Below are 25,309 nucleotides of genomic sequence, written 5' to 3'. Positions count from 1 at the left end.
CGGAGCCTTTCATGCAATACGGCGCTTATTCGACCGATTCCCTGATGACCATCACCAACCGTCCCGATCTCGTCTTTGAGAGTGGCGAAGGATCGTGGCTAACTGACCATCGGGGCAAGCGCTATCTCGACTTCATCCAGGGCTGGGCGGTCAACTGTCTCGGCCACTGCCCGCCAGAAATCACCGCTGCGCTGACCGCGCAGGCCGGCAAGTTGCTCAATCCCAGCCCGGCCTTCTACAATGGCCCGATGGTCGAATTGGCCGGCCTGCTCACCGCCAATTCCTGCTTCGACCGGGTCTTCTTCGCCAATACCGGGGCCGAGGCCAACGAGGGGGCGATCAAGCTGGCCCGCAAATGGGGGCAACTGAACCGCGAAGGTGCCTTCGAGATCATCACCTTTGGTCATTCCTTCCACGGCCGCACGCTGGCCACCATGTCGGCTTCCGGCAAGGCAGGCTGGGATACGCTGTTCGCCCCGCAGGTCTCCGGCTTCCCGAAGGCGGTCTATAACGACATCGCCTCGGTCGAAGCGCTGATCGGCCCGAAGACGGTGGCGGTCATGCTCGAACCGGTGCAGGGCGAGGGCGGCGTCATTCCCGCCGACCTCGATTTCCTCATGGCACTGCGCGCGCTGACCGAACAGCGCGGCATCCTGCTCATCGTCGACGAAGTGCAGACCGGTGTCGGCCGTACCGGCAAGCTGTTCGCCCACGAACATGCCGGCATCGCGCCGGATATCATGACCCTCGGCAAAGGTATTGGCGGCGGTGTGCCGCTGGCCGCGCTGCTCGCCCGCGAGGCCATCTGCTGCTTCGTGCCGGGCGACCAGGGCGGCACCTACAACGGCAACCCGTTGATGGCGGCGGTCGGTGTCGCGGTCGTCAAGCGCATGCTGGAAGCGGGTTTCCTGGCTGACGTGGCGGCCAAGGGGCAATACCTGAGCCAGCGTGCGTGAGTTGTCGGCCAAGCACGGCCTGCAGGGCGAACGCGGTTCAGGTCTGCTGCGTGCCTTGATCCTCGACGACGAGCGCGGCCCGGAAATCGTCCAGAAGGCACTGACCCAGGCGCCGGTTGGCCTGCTGCTCAACGCCCCGCGCCCGAACCTGCTGCGTTTCATGCCGGCGCTCAACGTCAGCGAAGCCGAGATCGATCAGATGATCGGCATGCTCGACGTCCTGCTTGCCAAATGAGCGGCAGCGGCGAGATGCGGCAGCACCCGGAGCGCGCCATCGTCCGCCGGGTGATCGATGAAGGGCTGGCCGACGTGGCGGTGGACACCAATCCGCTGGCCATCGCCCTCGGCATGCGCATCGTGTCGGCCAGCGAGGGCCGGGTATGCATGGGCTACGTGGTCGGAGCGCCCTTCACGCAGGGCAACGGTTTCGTGCAGGGCGGCATCATCTCGGCCATGCTCGATTTCGGCATGGTCTTCGCTGCCTTCTCGCAAGTTTCGGCTGAATCTTCGGTGACCACCGTGTCGCAGACGACCAATTATTTCCGCCCGGTGCTGGCCGGCGAACTGTTCGTCGAGGCAGAACTGGAAAAGGCTGGCCGGATGCTGATCAACGCCCGCGCCGTCCTGCGCGATACCAGCGGCAAGCTGCAGGCCAGCGCGACGGCGCCGATCGCGGTGATCAAGAACGTCGCAGCTACTTGATGGCTCAGCGGGCAGGCAAGGGGGCTGCAGTAAGCCGCTCACCGCTTGCGTCAAAGTCGTAAAAAAAGCGCCCTGAGGCGCTTTTTCCTTGGCTTCCGGCCGAATTAGCCGCGAACGCTTTCCGGCAACTTGTCCTGGATGATCTTGAGCAGCGGCCCGAAAACCTTCGGCGTGCCGGCAACCAGATTGCCGGTTTCTAGATAGTTGGCGTCGCCGCGCAGGTCGCTGACCAGGCCGCCGGCTTCGGAGATGAGCAGCGCACCGGCTGCCATGTCCCACGGGGACAGGCCGAATTCCCAGAAGCCGTCGTAACGGCCGCAGGCGACATAGGCCAGATCGAGGGAGGCAGCACCGGGGCGGCGCTGGCCGGCGGTCTTCTCGGCCAGTTCCTTGAAGATGGACAGGTAGAGATCGATCTTGTCGAACATCCGGTACGGGAAGCCGGTACCAATCAGCGATTCACCGAGGCGGGTGCGGCGCGAGACGCGAATACGGCGCTCATTGAGGAAGGCGCCGCCGCCCTTGCTGGCGGTGAAGAGTTCGTTGCGGTTTGGATCGAAGACGACGGCCTGTTCGACAATGCCGCCCTTAGCGAGGGCGATCGAAACTGCATATTGCGGCATGCCGTGAATAAAGTTGGTGGTGCCGTCGAGCGGATCGATGATCCACTGGTATTCCCCATCGCCCTTGCCGGCGGCCTCGCCAGACTCCTCTGCTAGAATGCCGTAATTCGGATAGGCCTCCTGCAGGGTTTGGATGATCGCGGCTTCGGCAGCCTTGTCGACCTCGGTCACGAAATCGTTGGGCTGCTTGGCGGTCACCTTGAGCAAGTCGAGGTCGTTCGAAGCGCGATTGATGATCTGGCCGGCGCGACGCGCTGCCTTGATGGCGATATTCAGAGCTGGATGCATGGGCTTAAAGAGCTAACGGGCGGCCAGTGCCACCCGATATATATTTGAAAGAACGAATTTTACACCATGAACCCAGAAGTCCTGCTGTCGCGTATCAGAGTCGTCCTGTGCCGTCCGAGCCACCCGGGCAATATCGGTGCAGCAGCAAGGGCCATGAAGACCATGGGGTTGTCCAATCTGTATCTGGTGTCCCCGAAGCAGTTTCCCGATCCCGAGGCGGATACGCGGGCAACCGGCGCTGTTGATGTGCTGGCGCAAGCCACCGTCACCACTTCCCTGAAGGAAGCGCTGGCCGGGACTGCCTTTGCCGTTGCGCTGTCGGCGCGGCAGCGTGACATCGGTCCGGTTCTCGGGGCGCCGCGCGAGACGGTGGCCCGACTGATTGCCGAGGCTGCCGCCGGGAGCGATGTGGCGCTGGTTTTCGGCAACGAGACTGTCGGTCTGACCAACGAAGAAATCCTGCATTGCCAGGCGGCGGTGACGATCCCGACCAACCCGGATTTTAGTTCGCTCAATCTTGGTTCAGCCGTTCAGGTGCTGTGCTACGAGTGCCGGATGGCCGCATTCCTGGAGCAGCCACCCGTGGTGGTGCCGGGGGTGACGCCTTTCGCCTCACCGGTGGCGACGCACGACGAGATCGAGGGGCTTTATGGTCACCTTGAAACGATCATGACCGATAGTGGTTTCTACAACCCCGAGCAGCCGGGGCGCTTGTTCCCGAAACTGCGCCGCTTGTTCGGCCGAGTCCGCCTGGAGAAGGATGAGATCAATATCCTGCGTGGCATCCTGGCCTCGACTCAGGTAAAGACCGGCCACGGTCGCAAGGGCTGAGCGCAATCAGCTGAAGCTGTCGCGCATTTCTGCCGTCAAGGCTTCGATTTCCGGCCGTAGATGGCCGTATTCTTCTTCCAGCGTTGCGAGTTCGGAAGTCAGCTCCGGTTGATCCTGCATCAGCCATTCGAAATGCCCACCACAGAGCATGTTGGCCACATAGATGACATCTGACAGGGTTTTGGTCGCTGTCGGTGTTGGCCGCATGTGATCGTGGTCAGCCGTGGCCTCGACGATTTCCGCCGGTAGTCCCAAGGCGTTAAGCAAAGAAACGCCAATGCTTTCATGCCAATTGACGATCAGGTACTTGATGCTCTCCGGGCGATGGCGAAGCTCTTCGTACTGGGTAGCCCGATAGAGCATATAGAACGCACCCAGGTCATGAATCAGCCCGGCCAGCATGGCTTCGTCTGCGTTCATGCGGGTCATCTGCCTGGCGATGACACAGGCTGCGGCAGAGGTCTGGATTGAATGCTCCCAGAGGCCATGGGTGATTTCTGAAAACTCGGCCATGCCTTTGGCGCGCATCAACTGGGTCATCACAATCGAGAGCGCAGCCGTGCGCACTGCGTTGAGTCCGAGGCGGACGATGGCTGATTTAAGGTCGACCACCTCATTTCCCTGCGGGTTGAAGGCGACGGAATTGGCCAGATGAAGCAGTTTGGCTGAAATCAGCGGCTCTACTGAAACCGCATGGGCAATGTTGGCGATGCTCTGATCACGATCCTGCAGAGCTTTGCGCAGACGTAGTACAGCATCGAAATAAGTTGGAAAAACCACCTCGCCAGAGAGTTCCTTGGCGATATCGGCCAACATCTGAAAGCGCTGTGCCTTCAGGGCATCGCCTTTCTTGTCCGGATCGTTGGGAGCAGGGAGATCAGCAGTCTTCATGGCTGCATTATTCAACAAAAACCCCGCCTTGTGGGCGGGGTCATCTTCTCTAGACAGAGATTTGGTGGGCGCTGACGGGGTCGAACCGCCGACATTCTGCGTGTAAGGCAGACGCTCTGCCAACTGAGCTAAGCGCCCGGGCAACGATTAGTTGCAAGCATCCTTCAGGCCCTTGCCCGGACGGAATTTCGGCTGCTTGGCGGCCTTGATTTCGAGGGTCTTGCCGGTACGCGGGTTGCGACCGGTGCGGGCAGCGCGCTCGCCAACGTAGAAGGTGCCGAAACCGATCAGGCTGACGCTGTCGCCGGCCTTGAGTGCACCCTTGATGGCTTCAACGGCGGCATCCAGTGCGCGACCGGCAGCAGCCTTGGAAATATCAGCTTCGGAAGCGATGGAATCGATCAGATCAGTCTTGTTCATTTAGGTCCCCTAATGGATCAAATTGGTGTGGTTGAAATTCGTGAGGACGGATTTATATCTCCGCCGAAATCCTTGTGTCAAGCGGATTTTCGGGCAATCGACGGGCTTCGATCAGAGAGGAAAGGTTGCCGGAGATAGTACGTCGGCATCCTTTCCTTCAAAATCAATGAGTAAGCAGTGTTGTAGCCCCTGCGGCCTCGGTTGACGCTGGTGTGCCGGAATTGGCATCAGCTTGCTCAGGAAGGGCCTCTGGCTTGTGTTCCAGCGCGCGTTCCAGTACTTGATCAATCCACTTGACCGGGATGATTTCTATCTTGTTTTTGATGTTGTCAGGGATCTCGGTGAGGTCCTTGACGTTCTCTTCCGGAATCAAGGCGATCTTCAAGCCACCACGTACGGCCGCCAGGAGTTTTTCCTTGAGACCACCGATGGCCAGCACTTCGCCGCGCAGGGTGATCTCGCCGGTCATGCAGACATCGCAGCGGACCGGGATGCCGGTGTAGGAGGAGACCAGCGCCGTGGTCATGGCGATGCCGGCGGACGGGCCATCCTTCGGCGTTGCGCCTTCCGGAACGTGGATGTGGATGTCGGTCTTCTCGAAGGCCTCATCCTTGATACCAAGGCGGCGCGAACGAGCACGGACAACGGAGCGGGCGGCTTCGACCGATTCCTTCATCACGTCACCGAGCGAACCAGTACGCAGGATATTGCCCTTGCCCGGCATGTTGGCACATTCGATGGTCAGCAGTTCACCGCCAACTTCCGTCCAGGCCAGACCGGTGACTTGACCGACCTGGTTTTCCTTTTCGGCCATGCCATAGCTATAACGCTGAACACCGAGGAATTTGTCGAGGTTCTTGGCGTTGACCAAGATCTTCGAGTCACGCTTCTTCAGCACCAAGGTCTTGACCACCTTGCGGCAGATCTTTGAGATTTCGCGTTCCAGCGCCCGGACACCGGCTTCACGGGTGTAGTAGCGGACGATGTCGCGTACTGCACTGTCGGCAACGGAAATTTCGGTTTTCTTCAGGCCATTGTTCTTGATCTGCTTGGGCAGCAGATAGCGCATGGCGATATTGACCTTCTCGTCTTCTGTGTAGCCGGACAGGCGGATGACTTCCATCCGGTCGAGCAATGGGGCAGGAATGTTCAGGGTGTTCGCGGTAGCGACGAACATGACGTCGGAAAGGTCAAAATCGACCTCGACGTAATGGTCCTGGAAGGTGTGGTTCTGTTCCGGGTCGAGTACTTCGAGCAGCGCGGAAGAAGGGTCGCCACGGAAGTCCTGGCCGAGCTTGTCCACTTCATCGAGCAGGAAGAGCGGATTGCGTACCCCAACCTTGGTCAGGCTTTGCAGAATCTTGCCCGGCATCGAGCCGATATAGGTCCGGCGGTGACCACGGATTTCGGCTTCATCGCGCACACCACCCAAGGCCATGCGCACGAACTTGCGGTTCGTCGCCTTGGCGATGGATTGGCCAAGCGAGGTCTTGCCAACGCCAGGAGGGCCAACTAAGCAGAGAATCGGTGCCTTGACCTTGTCGACGCGCTGCTGCACGGCAAGATATTCGACGATGCGTTCCTTGACCTTGTCCAGGCCGTAATGGTCCTGATCAAGCACCTTCTCGGCTTCACGCAGATCCTTGCTGATACGCGTCTTCTTGCGCCACGGCAGTCCGATCAGTGTTTCGATGAAGTTGCGGACGACCGTGGCTTCGGCCGACATCGGCGACATCAGGCGAAGTTTTTTCAACTCGCCCTCGGCCTTGGCTTGGCCTTCCTTGCTCATGCCGGCCGCTTTGATCTTCTTGTCCAGCTCTTCGAGATCGGCACCTTCTTCGCCTTCGCCGAGTTCCTTTTGAATGGCCTTGACCTGTTCGTTCAGGTAGTACTCGCGCTGGCTCTTTTCCATCTGGCGCTTGACGCGGCCACGGATGCGCTTCTCGACCTGCAGGATGTCGATTTCAGCTTCGAGCTGGGAGAGCAGGCGGTCGATACGCTCGCGGATGCTTTCCATCTCCAGCACTTCCTGCTTTTGCTCCAGCTTGAGCGGCAGGTGAGCGGCTATGGTGTCGGCCAGGCGACCGGCATCCTCGATCCCGGCGATGGAGGACAACACTTCCGGCGGGATTTTTTTATTCAGTTTGACGAACTGGTCGAACTGGGCAACCACGGCACGGCGCATGGCCTCGATTTCGTGGTCTTCAACGCCGGGTTGGACGAGCGGAACGGCGGTGGCCATGAAGACCGAGGATTGCACCTCGATGGCTTCGACGCGGGCGCGCTGCGTGCCTTCGACCAGCACCTTGACGGTGCCGTCGGGCAGCTTGAGCATCTGCAGGATGTTGGCCAGGCAGCCGATGCGGTAAAGATCTTCCGGCTCCGGTTCGTCCTTGGCAGCCGATTTCTGGGCGACCAGCAGGATATTCTTGCCGGCTTCCATGGCCATTTCGAGCGCCTTGATCGACTTGGGGCGGCCGACGAACAGCGGGATGACCATGTGCGGGAAAACGACCACGTCGCGCAGCGGCAGCAGCGGCAGTTCGACGGTTTCCGGGAGCGTGTTGGGGTTCGACATTACGATGCCTTTGAAATAGGTATGTGCCCCCTAAGTGGGGGCGGGGAACCGCAATTCAAGTCCCGGCTCAGTTCGAGCCGGAAACCTTGGGCTGGTCAGCGTAAATGAGCAGGGGCGGGGTGTCGCCGCTGATCATGTTTTCATCGATAACCACCTTTTCGACATTTTCCATACCTGGAAGTTCGTACATCGTGTCGAGCAGGGCATGTTCCAGAATCGAGCGCAGGCCACGGGCACCGGTCTTGCGTTCCAGGGCTTTCTTGGCGATTGCCGACAGGGCTGTCGGGCGGATTTCCAGCTCCACGTCTTCCATTGAGAAGAGTTTCTGGTATTGCTTGATCAGCGCGTTCTTCGGTTCGGTCAGAATCTGCACCAGTGCCGACTCTTCCAGTTCCTGCAAGGTGGCAACTACCGGCAGGCGGCCGATCAGCTCGGGAATAAGGCCGAACTTGATCAGATCTTCCGGTTCGGCTTCAAGGAGAATCCTGCCGATGGCCTTGCCATCATCCTTGCTCTTGACCTCAGCCCCAAAGCCGATGCCACCCTTCTGGGAGCGGTTCTGGATAACCTTTTCCAGACCGGCGAAAGCGCCACCGCAGATAAACAGGATGTTGGTGGTATCGACCTGAACGAAATCCTGGTTCGGGTGCTTGCGGCCACCCTGGGGAGGAATGGAAGCAGTAGTACCTTCAATCAGCTTGAGCAGCGCTTGCTGTACGCCTTCACCGGAAACGTCACGGGTGATCGACGGATTGTCGGATTTCCGGGATATTTTGTCGATTTCGTCGATATAAACGATACCCTGCTGCGCCTTTTCGACGTCGTAGTCGCACTTCTGGAGCAGTTTCTGGATGATGTTTTCGACATCTTCGCCGACATAACCGGCTTCGGTCAGCGTCGTGGCATCGGCCATGACGAACGGGACGTTGAGCAGGCGAGCCAGCGTCTGGGCGAGCAGCGTCTTGCCAGAGCCGGTCGGGCCGATCAGCAGGATATTGCTCTTCGAAAGCTCGACGTCATCGGCATTGCGGGCCGTATGGCGCAGGCGCTTGTAATGGTTGTATACGGCGACGGAGAGGATGCGCTTGGCGACTTCCTGTCCGATGACATACTGATCAAGAATGGAACTGATTTCGCGCGGCGTCGGCAGGTCGGAGCGACCAGCCTTGGCGGCTTCTTCGGGAAGCTCGTCGCGGATGATGTCGTTGCAAAGCGAGATGCACTCGTCACAGATGAACACCGACGGTCCGGCAATGAGCTTTTTGACTTCGTGCTGGCTCTTGCCGCAGAAGGAGCAGTAGAGCAGTTTTTCCTGGCCGCCTTTAGACATCGTTAGCTCTCCGTTCAAGCCGCGTCGCGGCGGGTCAATACCTTGTCGATCAAACCGTATTCTGCGGCTTCAGTGGCAGAAAGGAAGTTGTCGCGATCTGTGTCTTTTTCAATCCGTTCCAGCGGCTGGCCACTATGCTCGGCCATGATCCGGTTCAGGCGGTCGCGAATCGACAGGATTTCCTTGGCGTGGATGGCGATATCCGAGGCCTGGCCCTGGAAGCCACCGAGCGGCTGGTGAATCATCACGCGGGAATTCGGCAGGGCGAAACGCTTGCCCTTGGCGCCGGCGTTGAGCAGGAAGGCGCCCATCGAGGCGGCTTGGCCGATACATAGTGTCGATACATCGGGCTTGATGAACTGCATGGTGTCGTAGATCGACATGCCAGCCGTCACCGAGCCACCCGGCGAGTTGATGTAGAAGTAAATGTCCTTGTCCGGGTTTTCCGCTTCAAGGAACAGCAATTGGGCGACGACCAGGTTGGCGCTGGCGTCGTTGACAGGGCCGACAAGAAAAATCACGCGTTCCTTCAGCAGGCGCGAATAGATGTCGTACGCGCGCTCACCGCGTCCGCTCTGTTCAACCACCATCGGGACGAGGCCGAGTGCCTGCGGATCCCAGTTGCTTGCGTTGTCGATATTCATGTCAGCCCTTGTTTGTTGCTTGTTGGTTACATTCAAGACGATTGTCGCTTTCGCGACAAGGTCTGGATTACTGCTTCTGACCCATCAGTTCATCAAAAACTGCGGCCTTTTCGGTGACCTTGGCCTTGCTCAGCACCCACTCGACCACATTGTTTTCGATGGCGACGCCTTCGACTTCCTGCAGACGCTGCGGCTGAGCGTAGTACCAGCGGATCACTTCTTCCGGGTGCTCGTAGCTCTGGGCGGTTTCTTCAACCATCGTACGAACCTGTTCCGGGTTAGCCTGAAGCTTTTCCGTCTTGACGACTTCAGCAAGGATCAGGCCAAGGGTGACGCGGCGCTTGGCCTGGTCGGCAAACCACTCGGGCTGGATCGGCATATCCTTGACCTTCATGCCGCGCTGTTCCATATCCTGGCGGGCAGCTTGCATCAGACGCTGGATTTCCATGTCGACCAGAGCAACCGGTACGGTGATCGGGTTGGCCTTGAGCAGGGCTTCCATGACCTGGTCCTTCAGCTTGCCTTCAATGCGACGCTTCACTTCGCGCTTCAGGTTGGCTTCGATCTCGGCGCGCATCTTGGTCACGTCGCCGTCGGCGATGCCCATGCTGGTAGCGAACTCGGCATCCAGTTCCGGCAGAACCGGGGCCTGGACCTGCTTGACGGTGATGTCGAACTGAACTGTCTGGCCAGCCAGATCCTTGGCGTGGTAATCAGCCGGGAAGGTCAGGTCGAAAGTCTTGGTTTCGCCAGCCTTGGCGCCTTCAACGGCGTTTTCGAAATCAGGCAGCATCATGCCTTGACCGAGCACGAACGGGTAATCATTGGCCTGGCCGCCAGCGAACGGCACACCGTCCTTCTTGCCAGTGAAGTCGATGACGACACGGTCTTCCTTGGCGGCGGCGCGGTCGGCGTCGGCGTAGGAAACGCGCTGCTTGCGCAGGATGTCGAGGGTCTTGTCGACTTCAGCGGCGCTGACTTCAAGAACTGGACGCTCGACTTCGGAGGCCGACAGGTCGCCCGGGGTGAATTCCGGATACACCTCGAAGATGGCCGAGAACTCGAGATGCGAGGTGCTTTCGCTGGTCTTCGGCTCAATGCGCGGATAGCCGGCAACGCGCATCTTCTTTTCGGTGACGGTTTCGCCGAAAACGCGATCCAGTTCTTCGGACAGCACTTCATGGCGAGCCTGGTCGCCATACTGCTGCTTGACGATGTTGAACGGCACCTTGCCCGGGCGGAAGCCTGGCACCTTCATGTTCTTGCCCATGCGCTTCAGGCGCTGTTCCATTTCCTTCTCGACATCGGCAATGGCGATGGAGAGATCGACGCGGCGTTCGAGTTCGTTAGCTTGTGCAGTAGTTGCTTCCATGAGAATTCCTTGTGACTACGGAGCCGAAAAATAAAGCTGACAATAATATCACGGTCACTCTTCCGCGCGATGCTTAGAGCCATTCTCTGGAGCCGGTGAGCTTTTTCTTGAGCGAGAAGTAGACAGCATCAGCGGAAGTTCGTACAATGCGCGCCTTCTTCAGCGGCGGCTGTAGCTCAGTTGGTAGAGTCCCGGATTGTGATTCCGGTTGTCGTGGGTTCGAGCCCCATCAGTCGCCCCAAAAAGCTCTGAAGAAACAAAGACTTAGGCCACCAACCCGGTGGCCTTTTTCTTTTGCGCTTTCTCTGGTAAGCGCATGGTAAGCAAGCCGCCCGGTAAGCAGAGCTATCGAATTCAGCACGAGATTTGATACATGCACCGCCCTGAAGTACTGGGAGCGAGGGCGAAAACCGCCCATGGTCTATGCGTTATAGATAGACCCTACACACTCCAAAACCTGAAAATATTTATTCAGCCGGCCAAGCTGTTGATTCAGATGCTTTTCAGGTGTGTCTAGTGTAGTGCAATCCTGACAAATACCGTTATAAATCATAGTGTTAGGATTTACACGGCGTTTTTTGCTCGATATGCTGACCCCTCTTTCAATCAAACGAGGGTTTGCAGCATGATGAAACACGCAATGCGGGTGGCTATGCGGGGTCAGCAGTTCAAAATGGCGGTGCTCAATAGCGAGGACACGCAATTCGCCCTCGATATGAACCAGGAGACGCTAGCCCATTCAATCCTTAATCCCGCCGATGCCCTGCGCTTGATGATCTGGTCACGGCCCGGTGATTGTTTGGACTCGGACGATGCCGCGGCCATTTGCGAGGCACCGCCTGATTTGTTTTATGCGGAGGGCGTCCCGACTATGACCCAGGCAGACTGGGAACGCACGTTAGGGCGCTTGACCCTGTCCCTGTTCGCCAGCATGCGCAACGATTGGCGACAGGCGCAAGGGCGCGATGAATCCGAATTTGAGGACGTATTGACGGCGCCGGCTGATTTCTTTTGGCTGATTAAATCAGGGTTGAAGGTTCAAGCAGAGCATTAGAAGAACGATAAAGCTGTAATGCTTTAGAGGCCCTTGCAGGGCCTCTTTTTTTGTCCCGTATTAAAGATTGCGTAGGCGCATAGTCCGTTCGGACTATTTAAACGATACGGCGCGGCATTGCTTTGAAATATTTATTCTGTATATTTATATGCGCATAGACTTTACTGGTGTTTCAAATAATCTACGTTTTGGGGCGCATCAATGAAAAAACTAACACTCGCGGCATCGGTCGCACTTGTTCTGGCAAGTGGTTCGGCACAGGCGGAATTGTTTGATCGCGGTGGTGGTCTGCTATACGACGACGTACTTAACATCACTTGGCTGCAGGACGCGAACTATGCCAAGACCAGCGGCTACGATGCCGACGGGCTCATGACCTGGACGGAAGCCAATACGTGGGCGGCCAACCTGACATTCCACGACAGCGCGCGCAATGTGGACTACAGCGACTGGCGCCTCGCCGCCAATGCCCCAGTGGGTGCCGACTGGAATTACACCTTTTCGTACGGTGGCGGCACAGACCGGGGCTACAACATCACTAGCCCCAAGAACGAGCTAGCCTACATGTACCACATCAATCTAGGCCTCAAGAGCCACTTCAGCACCTCCGGTGCCTCCCAGCCAGATTACGGCGTGTTCGGCAACGGCACTTCCGGTGGACAGGCCGACGTCGGGCCGGTGCTCAACCTCCAGTCGTACTACTACTGGTCCGGGTCGGCGTTCGCGATCGATCCGGAGGGCTATGCCTGGTACTTCCGCCCCCTCGACGGCATGCAGACCTACGTGACCCAGTCCAACTTACTGTTTGGTTGGGCGGTTCGCTCAGGTGATGTCGCTGCCGTTCCGGAGCCCGAGAGCTACGCCATGCTTCTAGCGGGATTGGGGTTGCTGGCTGGGGTTGCTCGTCGTAAGAAGAGGTAACTATCCAGCTTCACTGGTAGAAAAACGGGAACTTCGGTTCCCGTTTTTCATGGTGCTATCTCGCCTTTACCGCACTCAGCATGCCCCCGCTTCGCATTTCTTCAACGAGCACTTGACGGCACGCATTGGCCATCATGTCACCCAGGCGTTTGCCCTCGTTGCCGGTGTGCGTCTCAACCTTCGAACTGCCGTCACTGTTGATAGTGATGTTGTTCGTTACCGAAACGTCACCATGGCCACCCTCAGCACGAACGCCAAGCTTACCGTCAGCACCGCGGGAAAGCGGCATGATGGCTTCCGGGCCGGCTTCAGCAAAGACGCCACCCTTGGCGAATTGAAATAGCTTTGGCGTGTCGTGGATTTGATTGGCGTACTGGTGCAGGCTCGGGGAGCTATAGACCCCGCCCTTTGCATTGGCGTTCAGGCTGTAACTTGACGTGTTTCCAAGCCATGTGCCACCCCCAGCGGCAGCAGAAGGGCCAGCGCTTGAGGTGCTTGGACCAAACATGCTGCCGACTGCACCAATGGCTAACTTGGCCAAGCCCATGGCTGCCTGCTTGGCTGCGATCTGGGCCAAGGACTGAAGCACGGACTTCGCGAAATCCTTAAAGGCCAGTTTGCCGGTGGTGGTGAATTGAACAATAGCGTTTTCAAGGACGCCGGTAACCGATTGGAACGTGTCCTGTGCCTGCTTGGCCGCGTTGCCTGCATCCTCGGCATAGCTGTTGAAAGCCTTCTTCCAGCCGAAAGCAAAAGTCTTTTGGCTATCGAAGCTGTTACCGGTCGCACTGGCTACCCGCGCTCGTTGCAGGGCAAGCTCGGTTTCTGCACCAATCAAGGCGCGTTTCTGTGCGGTCTCGTCCTCAATGTCACGAATGATGCGCTCTCGAATGGCCTTGCCGTCGTCCTCAACCTTGTACAGGGCCTGAGCAATGGCAAGGCTGCGCTGTGACATCGTGGCCAGTTCAGATTCACGGCCGATGCGATCAGTGATCAGTTCATTGGCTCGCTTGTAGTCGTCCAGCATCGTGCCAGCTTTCTTGTCCGCCTTGTCGGTCTCGTTCTGTGCGGTGCGGGCTCGATACACTTCCCAATAGGCGCCGGCAACTTGCTTCTGTGATTCGGTCAGGACCAGGGCGCCGGATGAAATATCGGCTTGAAACTTGGCGTACTCCTTCTGTGCCTGCGTCAGCTTTTCAACGCTCAGCAGGTCTTCAGTCTGAACGGCTATTTTCTCGTTCAGGCCTTGGATGGTCTTGCTGTAGTCGTTGGCGTGCGGGTCAGGGGTGTCAGGTGCTTTCGGCGTGCTGCCGAAATTCTGAGTATTCAGGGCGGTGCTTTTCGGTGCGCTCTCGTCGGATGCTTTTTGGAGCAGGCGGTTTCGGGAAGCAATGGCCCCCTTTAACTTCGCCTCGATAGCCTTGATGTCGCGTTCCGTGCCTTCTGCCAGCCAATCGCCCACACTCCAGCCGGCGCTACGCTGTTGCTCTGCAATGCGGCGCTTTTCCTGCAATTCCTTGAACAGGTCATTGACCTGATTTTCGGCGCGTTGGGTCGGGTTGATCTCCACGCCCATGGCCTTGGCCATGCTCATTCCCAGGCCGACAAAGACGGCATTCAGGGCGCCGCCTTCCTTCTGAGCCTTGACCATCCAATCGGTAATATCTTTGGCAGGGCCGACAACGGCCACGGCCATCTGCTTGGACAGGTCACCCCAAGCAAATTGCAACTTCTTGACGTTCTTCTGATACTCGTCAGCAGCAATGGCCTGCTCAGTCGTCACCTTGCCAACAAGCTGGCCTTGCTCGGCAAGGTCTTTGAGGTAGGGGATTAGGGCGGCGCCGTTCTTGCCCAAAATCGCCATCATGGCAGCGGACTTGCCCCCGCCATCAGCGAAGTTTTCTTGCGCCTTGGCGAGCTCAAGCATGGCCTCGGCCGGGTCCATGTCCCGCAATTTCTTGAGGTCCAAGCCCATGGCAGCAAGGGCCTTGCCGGCTCCCTTGGATTCGTCGTCCGTGCCGTGCAGGGCCTTGTTCAGGCGGATGATGCCACCCTCAACTTCGCCCATGTCGTGGTTTCCGATCTTGGCCAAGTCCTTAAGGGCGGACAGGTTGCCGACAGCGGCGCCGGTTTTTTCTGCCATGTCCTTCAGGTCGGCAAGGCTATCGACTGCCGTATTGACGCTAGAAGCAAGGCCAGCAATTGACGCGGCGCCGGCTAGCGGGGCGGCTATGCCCCTTGCCATGTTGCCAAAAGCAAGCTCAATGGCCTTGGCCCGTTGAATCGCCTGTTGCTCGATTTGGCGGGTTTTCCGGTCGGCGATGCGGGCGGCTTGATCCATGCCGGCTTCGAATCCACCGGTTTGGACAATCAAGTCCAGGCTAAGGGTGCCAAGGCTGTTTGCGCTCATGCGGGTTTGCTCCAAAACATCATCATTTGCTCAGCGTCGATAATCTCCACCGGCTTCTGCTCAGGCACGCCCGGCAGGAAGTCATGCAACTGCGCTTCGCCACCATTGGCCCGGTTAAACATCGTTGCGAGGCAGGCCAGTAAGTAAGCAAGGCGTGCTTGACCAATGCCGCCATGCTTTCGGCGGTATTCCATCCACAAGCACGCTTCTGAATACGTCATGCGCTGTTTCACTTCCTCAACTGTCCCGCCTATCGCCTGAGCTATTTCGATCCAGGCTTCATCAGCGGGCGTTAGTTTTTTACTGCATTGACCTGATTGATAGCGGTCAGCATGGCAGCGGCCAGGGACACGTCCAGGCGCTCGGCGTCGTCCCGTGTAATCGGCGTTTGTTCGGCACCTTCGCCAAGCAGGACGGCGGCGGCGATCAAGGCCACGGTCGAATTCTGTTCGTCGTTCATCAGGCGCTCGGCATCGCCGAAAGCCAGCTTGCGGACATAGAGGTCAAAGGAATGATCTTTCCAGGTGACGGGGACTTTGACCGGCTCAGAGGAAACGAAGGCGCCAGCGGTGCGGAGTTGTTCTAAGTTCATTTTTTTAAATCTCCTTGGTGTAGGTGTAGTGCAGGGTTGACCGGTAAAGCCGGCTCGGCTCGTCCCAGGTGTTTTGAAAGAATGTGACGGTGCCGGCTGAATCTATGGCCCGGCGAATTTCCCGGGTAACGGCTCGGCATTGGGCGGCGGTTTCTGCCCATACGTCGATTTGCGCCTTGATGTGGTCGGTGCTCGGGGCGCCCTCCAGGACGTTGAACGGGGAGCCGTTCAGTTCCTGCCACGTTGCATAGGGGAGTTGCTCCAATTCGGGCGCGGTGCCGAATTCGAAAAACCGCGTGGGGTTGGTACCCAGGCTAGGGGCGCCGGCTTTGACCAGGGCGAATAGGCTCATTTAAAAAGTGCCTTCCTGAGTTCTTCGGTAATCGTGTCCAGGATTTCTTGCGCGTTGCTCTCCAGGGCAGGGGCCATGAACGGGCGGGCCGGCAGGTTCTTGGTGCCGAATTCATGCATACGCCAGTAAAACGGCGTATTTGGATTTTTCTTGGCACCGCCCTTGATGCCGACACGGGCAACGAACTTATTACCCCGCCATTTGGTGACCAGGGCAACGGACGACTTGACCCGGATGTCGTCCGGCTCGCTCAGGTCTTCCGGCGCATTGGCGCGGACTTCATCGCGAACCGGCACCATCGCTTTGCGGGCAGCCGTGCGAACGCCTTTTTTACCTACCTTTTCGGCGGTCTCTTTCAGGCGTTCGAGGATGGCCGCTAGCTCGGCTTGATTAACCTTGAGCATCAGGCAGCCGGGCGAACTTCGAAATGAACGGTGATCTGCGGGCCGGTCTCGGTCAGGCGCTCAGTGATGTTTGATACGCGGGCCGGGAACGGTAACCACGATCTGCCAGCGGGTCTGTCAAAGCTTGCGCCCAATACGGTCGGGGCGGTTACGCCGTCATCATCGCCAAAGGTCCATTGCGCAATTGCCTTGGAGGTCAGCAGGGCATTGATTACATCAAGTGCGGCCTGTGTTGAGGTCGCTTTCGGGAACGTGAAAGGCGGGAACTTGTTGTCGTCATTGGTCACGCGGTTGATTGGCGAACCGATACGAACAATGGTCATTGCGCCTTGCAACAGGTAGAGGTCTTTTGTTGGCATGGTGGTATTCCTCGGGTTAGGTCGTGCAGGGCACGGTTAGGTATTCACGGTTTGAATCAGGGTCAGGCAGGAAGCCCAGGGGCTTGTAAATCGTGCCGTCAGGGCCGATCAGGCGCATGTCGGTGGTCAGGCCGGAGAGGTGGCGGATGGTGATGCGCACGCTCACTTTGCTTTGCACGGCCTGTGCTGCAATGAAGTCGCGAACGCTCAAGGCTTCAATGGATGCATACACTTCTGCCACCAGTGCCCAGGTGGTCGCCAGGGTTCCGCCCGCGTCTTGCGTGCGGGTCGGGGACTCAATGCGGACGCGATGCCGGAGGCGTCCGGCTGCAAGGGGCTTAGACACAGGTCGGCTCACGGAACATCTGAAGCAAGGTTTTCACGTGCTCAGAGAGCGGGGCAGCGGTTGAGCTTTCGCGGTTCATCCATAGCTCACCCAGGACTAGCAGGGTGACGGCGTCCAGAGCGGCGGCGTAGTCGGTGCGGCGTTGGATAGCTTGCAGGGCATCGGCAGGCGGCGTGCCGATATAGGCCTGAATCAGGGCTTCAGCCATGGCTAAGCGTTGATACAGTTCAATGTCGTCATTGGTTCCATCGATGCGGAGATGGCGGCGGGCGTCGACAACGGTGATGGTCATTGCGCTTGCTCCTTCGGTGCAGCCAGTGGCACGTCCTGAATCTGGCGGAAAATCTCGTCCCCGCCTGCGACTGGGGCGCGGCCTTCGCTTGCGCGGCCTTCGTTGATCGTGATCAAGCCGGCTTTGATTGATGCGGCAAGGACGGTGGTACGGGTTGCCGTGTCGAGACGTAGCAGGCTGGATTCGTCCAGTTCGGTGCGCAGGGTTGGCGGTAGTTCCAGGCCGTCGTCCAGGGAGAGTTCCAGGGCCTCGATATGCGATTGCAAGCAGTCGGTCAGGTATTGGAGGTTCGTTGCTTCGGATGACGTGTAGGGCGCTGCAGGGCCGGCGCCGATCTTCCAGGCCGGAACGTGGAAGGCGCGGCAAACGTCCTGAGCGCTGAATGCAAGCTGTTCGATTAGCTGGGCATCGGTGGCTGTGGTCGCCATGCTTTCATATTTCAGGCCGTCGCCAAGCACGGCAGTTTTGCCGGCGTTGTCCCCGGTGTAGTTGGCTTCCCAGTGCGTTTTAAGGCGGTTGGCGGTGTCGTCCGAGATGATGCCGGGAGCAGTCAAGATGCCACCGGGCCGGCTGCCGTTCTGGAAAAACTTGCTGCTTGAATTCTGGATGTTCAGGGCTTGGGTTGCTGCAAGGCCGGCAGCAACCAGGGGCGAGACCCCTACAAGCGGGTGAAACGGGGTCATGGCCCGGTCATGGATAATTTCACGGGCCGGGACAACGACGTCACCAATGGTGGCGAGGTGGCTAGTTTTCAGCCGATAGAATACGGCGCCATCCTCAGAGACCAGCGGCGTAACGCTCAGCGGGTCAAGGACATGCAGGGCGATGACAATGCCGCGGGCGTTGCGACGTTTGAGGGCGTACGTGTTGCCGTGGAGCAGCTTGCTGGTGATCCACTGGCTAATGAATTGGGCGCGGTTCTGGTATTGGTTCGGCTTGCGGAGCAGGGCGCTGTACTCGTGCGCGGTCGGTGCCCAATACGTGCCCATGTCTTTGGTGATGCGCAAGGGTAGCTTTGCAATGTCGTTGCTGATCAGCGAGACGCAAGCGAAAACGGCTGAATGGGCAAGGGCTGTATCTACTTCAATTGGCGTGCTGTTCTGCCACGCGCCGGGGCTGCTTTCACGAACGAGCGGGAACCAGCCATTAGACCCGGATGAAACGGGCTGCAAGGCTTTTTTGAAACTTAAGTCGAATCCTAAAATCTTCATGGCTGGTTCCTTGTTGGGGCGGAACGAGTCCGCCCCGGTGGTGCTTAGGCGTACTTGGCTGCAGAGATGCGATAGACGGCAGTCGGACGACGACGCGCCCAGGTGATGCCGCGAATTGCCTTGATGGCCACGGCGCCGTTCTGCCAAAGGCTCACAAGCTGGGCAGCGGTCGGGGTTGCGGCATTGCCAGCCGGTGCGGAGTCCATTTCAAGCGATGCTTCGCGGGAGGCGTCGATTGCAAGGCCACCTTCAGCCAGCAGGATTTCATTCTGTACGGCCAGAATCACGTCATAGCCCGCAACAGCGGTGCCCGGTACGTTGGTGCTGAGAATTACCGGGAGGCCTTCGAAGGTGCCACCGGTCACAAAGTCGATACCCTCAAATTCCCGGGCGCCGTTGACGTTGCGCATCATGCTCAAGGCCAGTGCCGTAGTCGGGTGCATAACCCAGACGGCGGAGGCAAGCGGCTGGTTAGCTGCGGCGGCTGCACCGTAAGCGGCTTTCACGTCGACACGAACGGCGGCTGCGGTGGTGCCGGTCGTTGCGGCGGTGGTCGCAGCATTGGCGATAGAAGCCGGCTTGACGTTGGCCACGCCTGCGTTCGCTTGGTCAATGAACGCGATGTCGATTGCATTGGCGCAAGTGGCGATCAGGTCGTCACGGACCAGGGCTTCAGCGGACGGCTCAGAGCGGCGCAGCAGTTCCTCAGAAAACACGGCGATGGCGCCAAGCTTTGCCTCGCCAAGGGCCACATTGGCGAAAGCTGCGGACGTGACCGGGGCCGGCTTGGCTTCGCCGATCCAGCTAGCGGAGGTTCCAGAGGTGGCCTTAGAAAATTTGATATTCATCGGAACATTGCGAACCTGCGTCATCTTGGAGACGATCAGGGCCGGGCGCAGCAGCTCGATAAATTCAGAGGCCATCAGTTGCGGTTCGACCAAGGCGGAATATTCCGCGCTGGTGGTCGTGCCGGAAGCAACGGCAGCTTTCAGGCAGGTTTCGACGCGGCTGCCGTAACCCATACCCTTGGCAATTTCCAGGGCTTGCATGGGGTTGCCGTGCGACAAGGCCAGGGCCTTGGTGAATCGCACAAAGTCCGTGCCCTTCGGTGCTGCGTCGCGTACTTCGATATACGGGGCGGCGATGCTCTTGGAGACCGGGGCGGCGGTCTGGGCTTGGCGCTGCTCGGCAGCTTGCAGGCGGGCGAGGTGCTTATCGATCTGCGTTACTTCATCTTGTGCGGCGTCGTAGGCGGTTGCGTCGTCACCTTGGAGCATAGCGCCCTTGGTGACGAGGCCGTCCATCTTGGCAATGGCGGCGGCTTTTTGTTGCTCGAAAGAGCGGATTTGTTCTGCAAGGGTCATGGTGTGTTTCTCCTGAGGCTGGGTTTTTACAAGCCGGATAGCGGCTTCGGGGTTGGCGGGCACGGTGGTTAGCGATAGCTCCAGCCATTCCCATTTTTTGAATCGGTAACCGGTGGCGATCGGCACGCTTTCGGTCACGTTGCATCCGATCGATACGAAGGGAATCAAGCCGGCTTTGACCTGTTGCCAGACTTCAGCAATGCCGGCAGTTGCGTCCTTGGCGATGCGTGCAACGAACTCGATGCCGGCAGGGGTTGCGGTGGCTTCAATGACATGGCCTAGCGGGGCCTTGCGGTCGTGCTCGTGGAGCAGAACCAGGGGCAGGGTGAAGGTTGCGCCCATGGGCTCAACGATGTCCCCGGCTCTGTCCGTGGTCGGTGTCGTGGCAATGCCCCGGATGATTCCTTCATCATCAAAGGACTTAATTTGAAGCTGGCAGAAAGCAGTTTTTTTCATAGGAATATCATCTGGTAATCAGGTTGGCGGGCCGGCTCAAGGGTCTTGCTTGCAAGGCCAAAGGCCATGGCGAGGGCAACCATTCCGTCAATGCGGCTGGTCGCTTTGCTTTTGTCGAGTTTTCGACCCCCTGCAGGGTCTCGAGCGACGACGGCGCCGGCTGCGCACATGGTCAAAACTGGGTGCCCGCCATGGCGAACGCGCCCATTCAGGAACTCGGCTTCCACTGCGTCCAATGCGACGCTCATGTCTTTGAAGCCTTGGCCGTGTTCGATCAGGGGCAGGGTCAGGCCGATTGCGTCGAATTCCTTTTTCAGGATGTCGATACGCCACCGGTCAAAGGCCACGCCCTGAACGTTCAGGCCGTCGGTGATTTCGGCAATGTCCTTGGCCACTTGTGCGTAATCAACGGTTGCGCCGGGTGTCGTTCGCATGAAACCTTGTTCCACCCATACGTCGTATGGCTGGCGGTCACGGCGGGCGCGCTCTGCCAAGCCATTGGCAGGCGTCCAGAAATGCGGCTGGATATGCCATTGGCCGGCAGGGTCACGGCCAATCAGCACCAGGGCGGTAAGGTCGGTTCGGGCGCTCAGGTCAAGGCCGGCGAATACTTCCATGCCGTCCAGGTACTCGGCAGGCTCGCTGCAAGCTTCCCAGGTGCTGCGGCTCATGAATGGATTCGTCAGGGCTACGCGCTGGTTCAATACCAAGTTTCTGAAGGTGGCTTCAGCGGACGGCATGCGCTTGGCTTCTGCGGCTTGCTGCTCCACGTCGGCAAGGCTGCGGAAGATACCAAGGGCGGGGTTAGCGGCCTTCCAGGCGGCGGGGTCGTCAAGCTCGGCGTCAGCAGGTGCTGCATAGACGTGTGACACGATGCGCGGGTCACCCGATGCCGCGGCATCGTCAAGCCAGATGCTGAACAGGTCGGCAGGGTCGGCTGCCTGCGTGCTGATTGCGATCAGTAGCGGGGCCTCGTGGGCGCCTTGGCTCGTCGTGATGGCGTCGACAAATTCGGAACGCGGGCCGCGGACTTGGCCGACTTCGTCCAGGATTGCCAATACAGGCGACAGGCCGTGTGAGTTCTTAGCTTCAGCAGCAAGGGCGCGGTACTCGGTGCCCATTGGCAGGCCAAACAACTGTTTGCGGGAATCAACAACGCGGACGAGGTCGGCAAGGTCGGGGTTCAGGCTGATCATTTTCGCCGTGAGGTTGAAAACGATGGCCGCTTGATCCCGGCTCATGGCGCCGGAAACGATCTGCGAATTTTGGAGGGCTTCAGGGCCTACTAGATGCACCAAAACGAGACATGCGATTGTGGCAGTTTTGGCATTTTTTCGAGCAATGCTCAAGTAGGCTTTCTTTGTGCCTACCGGATTGTCATACACATCCAAAATGAAACGGCGTTGAAAGTCTGCAAGCTTTATAGGCGAACCAACGAGCACGCCCTCAGGCACGCGGCAGAATTTTTCAATAAACCGGATGACGCGTTCGCCGCGGGTCAATTCAACCTCGCACGCGGGATAAGGTCGTCGGCAGCATCGATCTTGGCGGCGATGCCGCGGGCGGTTTCGTTCTTCTTGCCTTGGTGGTCGGTCTTGCCACTGGTGGCAATGGCGTGGATTTGCAAGGCGCGGCAGGTGGTCACGGTTCGCCGCGTGGCTTGGTCCAATAGATTGGCCGCGGGGTGTGCGTACTTCTTGCCCTTGTTGTCGGTCAGGACGTGGCCATCATTGGCCAGTTCTTCAGCCAGTGACTCCAGGGCGGCTAAGTCCTTGGCGAGCAGGCATGCAAGGATCAAGTCCGTTTCAGTCCAGGCGCTTAGGCGCTTAGCACCAATGATTGCAGGCCAGTACTGCAAAGCCTGAGGTTCAAGGCTTTGCGGTGGCAAGGGCAGGGACTCGGTCAAAGCTTTGGCCGTCTCTACAGCAAACCCGGTGGAATCAGCACGTGTTCTCACTCGCCAGCCCCTTGAATATTTGCCGGCGAAATTCCGTTTGCGATAAAAAAAGGTGGCGGGGGCGATGTATTGAAACTACATCCGGCAGACTTATTTACACCCCCCTTGGCCTGTGGTGGCGGGGTTCCGTAACGCTTGGTATATGCAAGGGCGAATGCCTGTTCAGCATCGTCCAATGATTGATAAATGCCGATGTATTGGTCATTCAGGCGAGCTATGAACCCGCTTTCAGCACACGTAACGCCGGGGACGGTGCCGCGGTAAGTGCCAAGGTCAAGGGTGTTTTCCAAACTCGTGCGAGCGTGCAGGTTCTCGATACGGTCGTCTGTCGGGTTGTCATTGCGGCGGCGTATCCAAGCCTTTGCCGGGAACTCGCCATGGTGCCAAAGCCACACAAGGCGGCTGCGCAGGTATTTGGAACCCATATAATTGATATGCCATGCGCCGGACTGCTTATGCAGGCAACCAGCGACGGCGCCGGCTTGGGTGCGCTTCGGTGCTGGGGCTTTCCAATAAAGGACGCCGTCCTTGTAGTCGAACAGGGCGCGGACCAGGGCAGGGTCAAGGTTCTTATTCATCTGTGCCCCTGTGCCACGGGTGACGTACGTCTAACGGCAGGCCTTCAAGGGTTGATCCCTTGAGATAACCGGACTTCTCTAGCGTTTGCTTGGCGCCGTCGTGGCAGGTCTTGCAAAGGCTTTGCCAATTGCTGGCAGCCCAGAACAAGGCGCTATCGCCGCGGTGCGGCGTTACGTGATCAACGACGCTTGCAGGGGTGCGGTAGCCCTGTGCGGCGCAATAGACGCAAAGCGGGTGCAAGGCCAAGTGCCTTGCCCTTGCGATACGCCAGCGGTGCCCGTACATGCTTGCCATAATCATTGCCTAAGTTGATAGGCGAATCATATGCAATAGCTGTTCGCTATGGAATGGCGGACGAGGTCGAGGACAGGGACAGGGACAGGGACAGGGGTTTCAGGTCGCTGCCTGCAAGGGTGGCTACAGGTTTTAGCCAAGTGGCTACAGGTTGGCTACAGGTTTTTAAAAACCTGTAGCCACCTAAAGCCTTGCAGCACAAGGGATTTGCAAGGGTGGCTACAGATGACACAGGTTTTGGCCTCAACTTCTCTCTATAGAAATGTTTTTTTTCTTCTTTTAAAAAAACAATTTTCCACGCGTTTAATAGAAGAAAACCTGTAGCACCTGTAGCCAGCAGCCCGAAACCCTTGCAGCACAAGCGTTTAAGTGGCTACAGGTTTTTAAAAATCTGTAGCCAACCTGTAGCCACCCTGTAGCCACCAGCCCGAAACCCTTGTGCTGCAACGATCTAAGTGGCTACAGATTTTGAAACCCTTGCAGCACAAGCGTTTAAGTAGCCACCCCCAATGAAAAAGGCGCCTTGCGGCGCCTTGAATGATCAACCTTGCATCAAGCAAGCCCGATACCTTGAAAGCCTCGGTCACGACTGCCACCATCACGCTTGGTTTTGGCCTGATAACCCAAGGCGACAAGGCGCAAGCTGAACGCCTTGCCTGTGACCGAATGCTTAAGGTTCTGATCGTGTGCCCAGTTCTGGAACTCCCGGAACAGCAGAGCATGCGAAATGAATGCCTGCGTGTCGCTGGCATCGCATAGGCATCGATCTTCCAGGAACTGGGCCACCTGATCAGCATCGGTACGCCACGCCTTGAGGGCTGCATCAGACGATGCTGGAACGGTAAAGCCCCCACGCTCGATAACACTTGCAAACGCGTCCAGGGCCTTAACCAGGATGCCGGGCAACTCGTCACGCAGCTTGTCGGCAAGGCCGATTTCCCGCGTGCTCTCGTTGAATGTGCGGTTGAACTGAACAATCAATGCACGGCGGAACATGCCGTGCGAGAGGTCACGCGTGTGCGGCATGTGGTTCGTGCCCGTCCAAAACGTGGCATACGGTTTGTAGTCGAACGGCTGGCCAAACTTCGCCGCACCGCTCACGAGGTCGCCACTTGTAAAGCTCTTGAGCGCAGCATCAGCCAGCATCGCGCCGACTGGCAATTCAGGGCAGATATTCGCCAGCTTGCCATGCAGGCGCTCGCGTTCAACACGATCCCCCAGCTTGCCCGGTTCAACGGATGCCACTTGACCAGGACCAACCAGGGAGCGCAGCACGTCAAGCAAAACGCTCTTGCCGTTGCTGCCACTGCCAACCAGGATTATGAATTTTTCAAACTGACAACTTTGCGTCAAGGTATATCCGATCATCTCCAATATGACTTGTGCCTTGTCGGTTGCGTCCTCGTCCCCTTCGAAGATTTCAGCCAGGAACCTATCGAACCGCGGGCAGGTCGCTTGCGGGTCAAAGGTTACGGGTAGCTGCGTCGTCAGGTAGTCGCCGCGATCATGCTCACGCAATGCCCAGGCCCCCGCCTGATAGTGCAGCGTGCCGTTCTGCACGTTGATTCGGCGCGGCGCCGGCTGGTCGAAATGGGCGGCGGCTGAATAGGCCTCGTCCCTTGCCAGGGCCACCACGGAACGGACGGTGCCGTCCGTTACGGCCTCCTGTCCCTGTAGCATGCCCATGGCAGCCCGTCGAATCTCGTGGTCAAGGACACGTTCCCAGACGCCGGCATCTCGCCAGACCCAGAAAGCCCCCTGCGAGTACAGAACGTTTCCCGCTTGGAAAAAATCAAGCGTCTGTCGGGCAAAGTACAAATGATCCTTTTTCGGCTCGCTCGAACCTTGTCGGAGGTCTTTGACGAGGTCACGATAAGTGACGCCCATTCGCTTGGCTGCCAGCTTGATCAAGCTGTTTCGCTCGAACTCCTTCAAGTTGGGGTCAAGGTGCATGTCAGTCGCAAGGGTGAAAACATCGTCCTTGCCGGCAGCCTGAAAAGCATCTGTCCATTGTGCGGCGGTGCGGGTAAAGGCGCTTGCAGCTTCAGGGGAAACGAGGTTCTGAATATCGATGGTCACCATG

General features: G+C 58.4%; 28 protein-coding genes and 2 tRNA genes. 7 read left to right on the top strand and 23 right to left on the bottom strand.

Translation table 11 applies throughout. The annotated features are described in order from the left end of the window. Nucleotides 1-11 precede the first annotated feature (11 nt). Genes KI617_RS12020 through KI617_RS12010 form a run of 3 tightly spaced genes read left to right on the top strand, consistent with a single transcriptional unit; the run spans nt 12 to nt 1,658 of the window. A complete protein-coding gene (locus KI617_RS12020; protein ID WP_226446567.1) occupies nt 12-956 on the top strand; it encodes an acetylornithine transaminase in 945 nt (314 codons plus the stop codon). Further along, nucleotides 949-1,191 (top strand): PLP-dependent aminotransferase family protein, encoded by a 243-nt coding sequence (locus KI617_RS12015; RefSeq protein WP_226446565.1) that lies wholly within the window; start codon nt 949-951, stop codon nt 1,189-1,191. Before KI617_RS12020 ends, KI617_RS12015 begins: the two co-directional genes overlap by 8 nt. Then, nucleotides 1,188-1,658 carry a PaaI family thioesterase gene (locus tag KI617_RS12010; protein ID WP_226446563.1) on the top strand — a complete coding sequence of 157 codons (471 nt, stop codon included), beginning with the start codon at nt 1,188-1,190 and terminating at the stop codon, nt 1,656-1,658. Before KI617_RS12015 ends, KI617_RS12010 begins: the two co-directional genes overlap by 4 nt. 104 nt (nt 1,659-1,762) lie before the next feature. Here the strand turns inward: KI617_RS12010 and KI617_RS12005 are convergent, their stop codons facing one another. After that, entirely contained in the window at nt 1,763-2,569 is an 807-nt protein-coding gene (locus KI617_RS12005) for an inositol monophosphatase family protein (protein WP_226446562.1), read from the bottom strand. Nucleotides 2,570-2,635: 66 nt separating this feature from the next. Here KI617_RS12005 and KI617_RS12000 point away from each other — a divergent pair, with 66 nt between their 5' ends. Further along, a complete protein-coding gene (locus tag KI617_RS12000; RefSeq protein WP_226446560.1) occupies nt 2,636-3,400 on the top strand; it encodes an RNA methyltransferase in 765 nt (254 codons plus the stop codon). Nucleotides 3,401-3,406: 6 nt separating this feature from the next. On the opposite strand, the gene KI617_RS11995 is transcribed toward KI617_RS12000, so the two are convergent. From KI617_RS11995 to tig, 7 genes are all read right to left on the bottom strand, one after another. Beyond that, the gene (locus KI617_RS11995) at nt 3,407-4,291 is read right to left on the bottom strand and encodes an HDOD domain-containing protein (protein ID WP_226446558.1); all 885 of its coding nucleotides are present in this window, start codon (nt 4,289-4,291) and stop codon (nt 3,407-3,409) included. A 62-nt stretch (nt 4,292-4,353) separates the two neighbouring features. After that, nucleotides 4,354-4,429 (bottom strand) — tRNA-Val (locus tag KI617_RS11990). A gap of 9 nt (nt 4,430-4,438) precedes the next feature. After that, a complete protein-coding gene (locus KI617_RS11985; protein WP_226446556.1) occupies nt 4,439-4,711 on the bottom strand; it encodes an HU family DNA-binding protein in 273 nt (90 codons plus the stop codon). A 163-nt stretch (nt 4,712-4,874) separates the two neighbouring features. After that, a complete protein-coding gene (gene lon, locus KI617_RS11980; protein ID WP_226446554.1) occupies nt 4,875-7,289 on the bottom strand; it encodes an endopeptidase La in 2,415 nt (804 codons plus the stop codon). A 67-nt stretch (nt 7,290-7,356) separates the two neighbouring features. Continuing rightward, on the bottom strand, nt 7,357-8,619 hold the full coding sequence (clpX, locus tag KI617_RS11975) for an ATP-dependent Clp protease ATP-binding subunit ClpX (RefSeq protein ID WP_226446552.1): 1,263 nt from the start codon (nt 8,617-8,619) through the stop codon (nt 7,357-7,359). A 14-nt stretch (nt 8,620-8,633) separates the two neighbouring features. Next, nucleotides 8,634-9,263, bottom strand: coding sequence for an ATP-dependent Clp endopeptidase proteolytic subunit ClpP (clpP, locus tag KI617_RS11970; protein ID WP_226446550.1), 630 nt, complete (start codon nt 9,261-9,263; stop codon nt 8,634-8,636). Between the two features lie 67 nt (nt 9,264-9,330). Then, nucleotides 9,331-10,635: a trigger factor gene (gene tig, locus KI617_RS11965; RefSeq protein ID WP_226446548.1), complete on the bottom strand. Its 1,305-nt coding sequence runs from the start codon at nt 10,633-10,635 to the stop codon at nt 9,331-9,333. Between the two features lie 165 nt (nt 10,636-10,800). Between tig and KI617_RS11960 the strand changes: the two genes are divergently transcribed. The 3 genes from KI617_RS11960 (at nt 10,801) to KI617_RS11950 (ending at nt 12,610) form a co-directional block, all read left to right on the top strand. Continuing rightward, nucleotides 10,801-10,876 (top strand) — tRNA-His (locus tag KI617_RS11960). Nucleotides 10,877-11,260: 384 nt separating this feature from the next. Continuing rightward, a complete protein-coding gene (locus KI617_RS11955; RefSeq protein ID WP_226446538.1) occupies nt 11,261-11,689 on the top strand; it encodes a hypothetical protein in 429 nt (142 codons plus the stop codon). Nucleotides 11,690-11,890: 201 nt separating this feature from the next. Beyond that, nucleotides 11,891-12,610, top strand: coding sequence for a PEP-CTERM sorting domain-containing protein (locus tag KI617_RS11950; RefSeq protein ID WP_226446532.1), 720 nt, complete (start codon nt 11,891-11,893; stop codon nt 12,608-12,610). Nucleotides 12,611-12,665: 55 nt separating this feature from the next. Here KI617_RS11950 and KI617_RS11945 read toward each other — a convergent pair whose 3' ends face one another. The 15 genes from KI617_RS11945 to KI617_RS11875 form a co-directional block, all read right to left on the bottom strand. Then, nucleotides 12,666-15,020, bottom strand: coding sequence for a phage tail tape measure protein (locus KI617_RS11945; protein ID WP_226446530.1), 2,355 nt, complete (start codon nt 15,018-15,020; stop codon nt 12,666-12,668). Next, nucleotides 15,017-15,253 carry a phage tail assembly protein T gene (locus tag KI617_RS11940; protein ID WP_226446528.1) on the bottom strand — a complete coding sequence of 79 codons (237 nt, stop codon included), beginning with the start codon at nt 15,251-15,253 and terminating at the stop codon, nt 15,017-15,019. Before KI617_RS11940 ends, KI617_RS11945 begins: the two co-directional genes overlap by 4 nt. A 59-nt stretch (nt 15,254-15,312) precedes the next feature. Continuing rightward, nucleotides 15,313-15,612 (bottom strand): phage tail assembly chaperone family protein, TAC, encoded by a 300-nt coding sequence (locus KI617_RS11935; RefSeq protein ID WP_226446526.1) that lies wholly within the window; start codon nt 15,610-15,612, stop codon nt 15,313-15,315. Between the two features lie 4 nt (nt 15,613-15,616). Next, a complete protein-coding gene (locus KI617_RS11930) occupies nt 15,617-15,964 on the bottom strand; it encodes a DUF3168 domain-containing protein (protein ID WP_226446524.1) in 348 nt (115 codons plus the stop codon). Continuing rightward, complete coding sequence (locus KI617_RS11925; protein ID WP_226446522.1) at nt 15,961-16,368, bottom strand: HK97-gp10 family putative phage morphogenesis protein; 408 nt, start codon at nt 16,366-16,368, stop codon at nt 15,961-15,963. The genes KI617_RS11930 and KI617_RS11925 overlap by 4 nt, the downstream gene beginning before the upstream one ends. After that, complete coding sequence (locus KI617_RS11920; protein ID WP_226446520.1) at nt 16,368-16,727, bottom strand: hypothetical protein; 360 nt, start codon at nt 16,725-16,727, stop codon at nt 16,368-16,370. Before KI617_RS11920 ends, KI617_RS11925 begins: the two co-directional genes overlap by 1 nt. Before the next feature lie 16 nt (nt 16,728-16,743). After that, the gene (locus KI617_RS11915) at nt 16,744-17,073 is read right to left on the bottom strand and encodes a phage head closure protein (RefSeq protein ID WP_226446518.1); all 330 of its coding nucleotides are present in this window, start codon (nt 17,071-17,073) and stop codon (nt 16,744-16,746) included. Beyond that, nucleotides 17,066-17,365, bottom strand: coding sequence for a head-tail connector protein (locus KI617_RS11910; RefSeq protein ID WP_226446516.1), 300 nt, complete (start codon nt 17,363-17,365; stop codon nt 17,066-17,068). Before KI617_RS11910 ends, KI617_RS11915 begins: the two co-directional genes overlap by 8 nt. Continuing rightward, entirely contained in the window at nt 17,362-18,576 is a 1,215-nt protein-coding gene (locus KI617_RS11905; RefSeq protein WP_226446514.1) for a phage portal protein, read from the bottom strand. Before KI617_RS11905 ends, KI617_RS11910 begins: the two co-directional genes overlap by 4 nt. A gap of 44 nt (nt 18,577-18,620) precedes the next feature. Next, a complete protein-coding gene (locus KI617_RS11900) occupies nt 18,621-20,396 on the bottom strand; it encodes a phage major capsid protein (protein ID WP_226446512.1) in 1,776 nt (591 codons plus the stop codon). Next, entirely contained in the window at nt 20,393-21,898 is a 1,506-nt protein-coding gene (locus KI617_RS11895; protein ID WP_226446510.1) for a terminase large subunit, read from the bottom strand. Before KI617_RS11895 ends, KI617_RS11900 begins: the two co-directional genes overlap by 4 nt. After that, the gene (locus tag KI617_RS11890) at nt 21,895-22,194 is read right to left on the bottom strand and encodes a hypothetical protein (RefSeq protein WP_226446508.1); all 300 of its coding nucleotides are present in this window, start codon (nt 22,192-22,194) and stop codon (nt 21,895-21,897) included. The genes KI617_RS11895 and KI617_RS11890 overlap by 4 nt, the downstream gene beginning before the upstream one ends. Nucleotides 22,195-22,349: 155 nt before the next feature. Further along, nucleotides 22,350-22,931 (bottom strand): HNH endonuclease signature motif containing protein, encoded by a 582-nt coding sequence (locus tag KI617_RS11885; RefSeq protein ID WP_226446506.1) that lies wholly within the window; start codon nt 22,929-22,931, stop codon nt 22,350-22,352. Continuing rightward, nucleotides 22,924-23,217: an HNH endonuclease gene (locus KI617_RS20550; protein ID WP_226451874.1), complete on the bottom strand. Its 294-nt coding sequence runs from the start codon at nt 23,215-23,217 to the stop codon at nt 22,924-22,926. The genes KI617_RS11885 and KI617_RS20550 overlap by 8 nt, the downstream gene beginning before the upstream one ends. A 561-nt stretch (nt 23,218-23,778) precedes the next feature. Beyond that, complete coding sequence (locus tag KI617_RS11875; protein ID WP_226446504.1) at nt 23,779-25,308, bottom strand: DNA primase family protein; 1,530 nt, start codon at nt 25,306-25,308, stop codon at nt 23,779-23,781. Nucleotide 25,309 lies beyond the last annotated feature (1 nt).

This window comes from Ferribacterium limneticum (assembly GCF_020510625.1).
Lineage (GTDB): Bacteria > Pseudomonadota > Gammaproteobacteria > Burkholderiales > Rhodocyclaceae > Azonexus > Azonexus limneticus_A.
Note: the sequence above shows the minus strand (reverse complement) of the source record. Positions and strands in the feature narration are given on the sequence as shown.

Bases quoted from the DNA above. Each gene is read 5' to 3' on its own strand.
- KI617_RS20550 (WP_226451874.1), bottom strand. From the start codon at position 23,217: ATGTACGGGCACCGCTGGCGTATCGCAAGGGCAAGGCACTTGGCCTTG.
- KI617_RS11900 (WP_226446512.1), bottom strand. From the start codon at position 20,396: ATGAAAAAAACTGCTTTCTGCCAGCTTCAAATTAAGTCCTTTGATGAT.
- KI617_RS11995 (WP_226446558.1), bottom strand. From the start codon at position 4,291: ATGAAGACTGCTGATCTCCCTGCTCCCAACGATCCGGACAAGAAAGGC.
- KI617_RS11925 (WP_226446522.1), bottom strand. From the start codon at position 16,368: ATGCTCAAGGTTAATCAAGCCGAGCTAGCGGCCATCCTCGAACGCCTG.
- KI617_RS11930 (WP_226446524.1), bottom strand. From the start codon at position 15,964: ATGAGCCTATTCGCCCTGGTCAAAGCCGGCGCCCCTAGCCTGGGTACC.
- KI617_RS11935 (WP_226446526.1), bottom strand. From the start codon at position 15,612: ATGAACTTAGAACAACTCCGCACCGCTGGCGCCTTCGTTTCCTCTGAG.
- clpX (WP_226446552.1), bottom strand. From the start codon at position 8,619: ATGTCTAAAGGCGGCCAGGAAAAACTGCTCTACTGCTCCTTCTGCGGC.
- KI617_RS11920 (WP_226446520.1), bottom strand. From the start codon at position 16,727: ATGCCAACAAAAGACCTCTACCTGTTGCAAGGCGCAATGACCATTGTT.
- KI617_RS11875 (WP_226446504.1), bottom strand. From the start codon at position 25,308: ATGGTGACCATCGATATTCAGAACCTCGTTTCCCCTGAAGCTGCAAGC.
- KI617_RS11905 (WP_226446514.1), bottom strand. From the start codon at position 18,576: ATGAAGATTTTAGGATTCGACTTAAGTTTCAAAAAAGCCTTGCAGCCC.
- KI617_RS11950 (WP_226446532.1), top strand. From the start codon at position 11,891: ATGAAAAAACTAACACTCGCGGCATCGGTCGCACTTGTTCTGGCAAGT.
- KI617_RS12005 (WP_226446562.1), bottom strand. From the start codon at position 2,569: ATGCATCCAGCTCTGAATATCGCCATCAAGGCAGCGCGTCGCGCCGGC.
- tig (WP_226446548.1), bottom strand. From the start codon at position 10,635: ATGGAAGCAACTACTGCACAAGCTAACGAACTCGAACGCCGCGTCGAT.
- KI617_RS11955 (WP_226446538.1), top strand. From the start codon at position 11,261: ATGATGAAACACGCAATGCGGGTGGCTATGCGGGGTCAGCAGTTCAAA.
- KI617_RS12020 (WP_226446567.1), top strand. From the start codon at position 12: ATGCAATACGGCGCTTATTCGACCGATTCCCTGATGACCATCACCAAC.
- KI617_RS11885 (WP_226446506.1), bottom strand. From the start codon at position 22,931: ATGAATAAGAACCTTGACCCTGCCCTGGTCCGCGCCCTGTTCGACTAC.
- KI617_RS11985 (WP_226446556.1), bottom strand. From the start codon at position 4,711: ATGAACAAGACTGATCTGATCGATTCCATCGCTTCCGAAGCTGATATT.
- lon (WP_226446554.1), bottom strand. From the start codon at position 7,289: ATGTCGAACCCCAACACGCTCCCGGAAACCGTCGAACTGCCGCTGCTG.
- KI617_RS11945 (WP_226446530.1), bottom strand. From the start codon at position 15,020: ATGAGCGCAAACAGCCTTGGCACCCTTAGCCTGGACTTGATTGTCCAA.
- KI617_RS12000 (WP_226446560.1), top strand. From the start codon at position 2,636: ATGAACCCAGAAGTCCTGCTGTCGCGTATCAGAGTCGTCCTGTGCCGT.
- KI617_RS12010 (WP_226446563.1), top strand. From the start codon at position 1,188: ATGAGCGGCAGCGGCGAGATGCGGCAGCACCCGGAGCGCGCCATCGTC.
- clpP (WP_226446550.1), bottom strand. From the start codon at position 9,263: ATGAATATCGACAACGCAAGCAACTGGGATCCGCAGGCACTCGGCCTC.
- KI617_RS11910 (WP_226446516.1), bottom strand. From the start codon at position 17,365: ATGACCATCACCGTTGTCGACGCCCGCCGCCATCTCCGCATCGATGGA.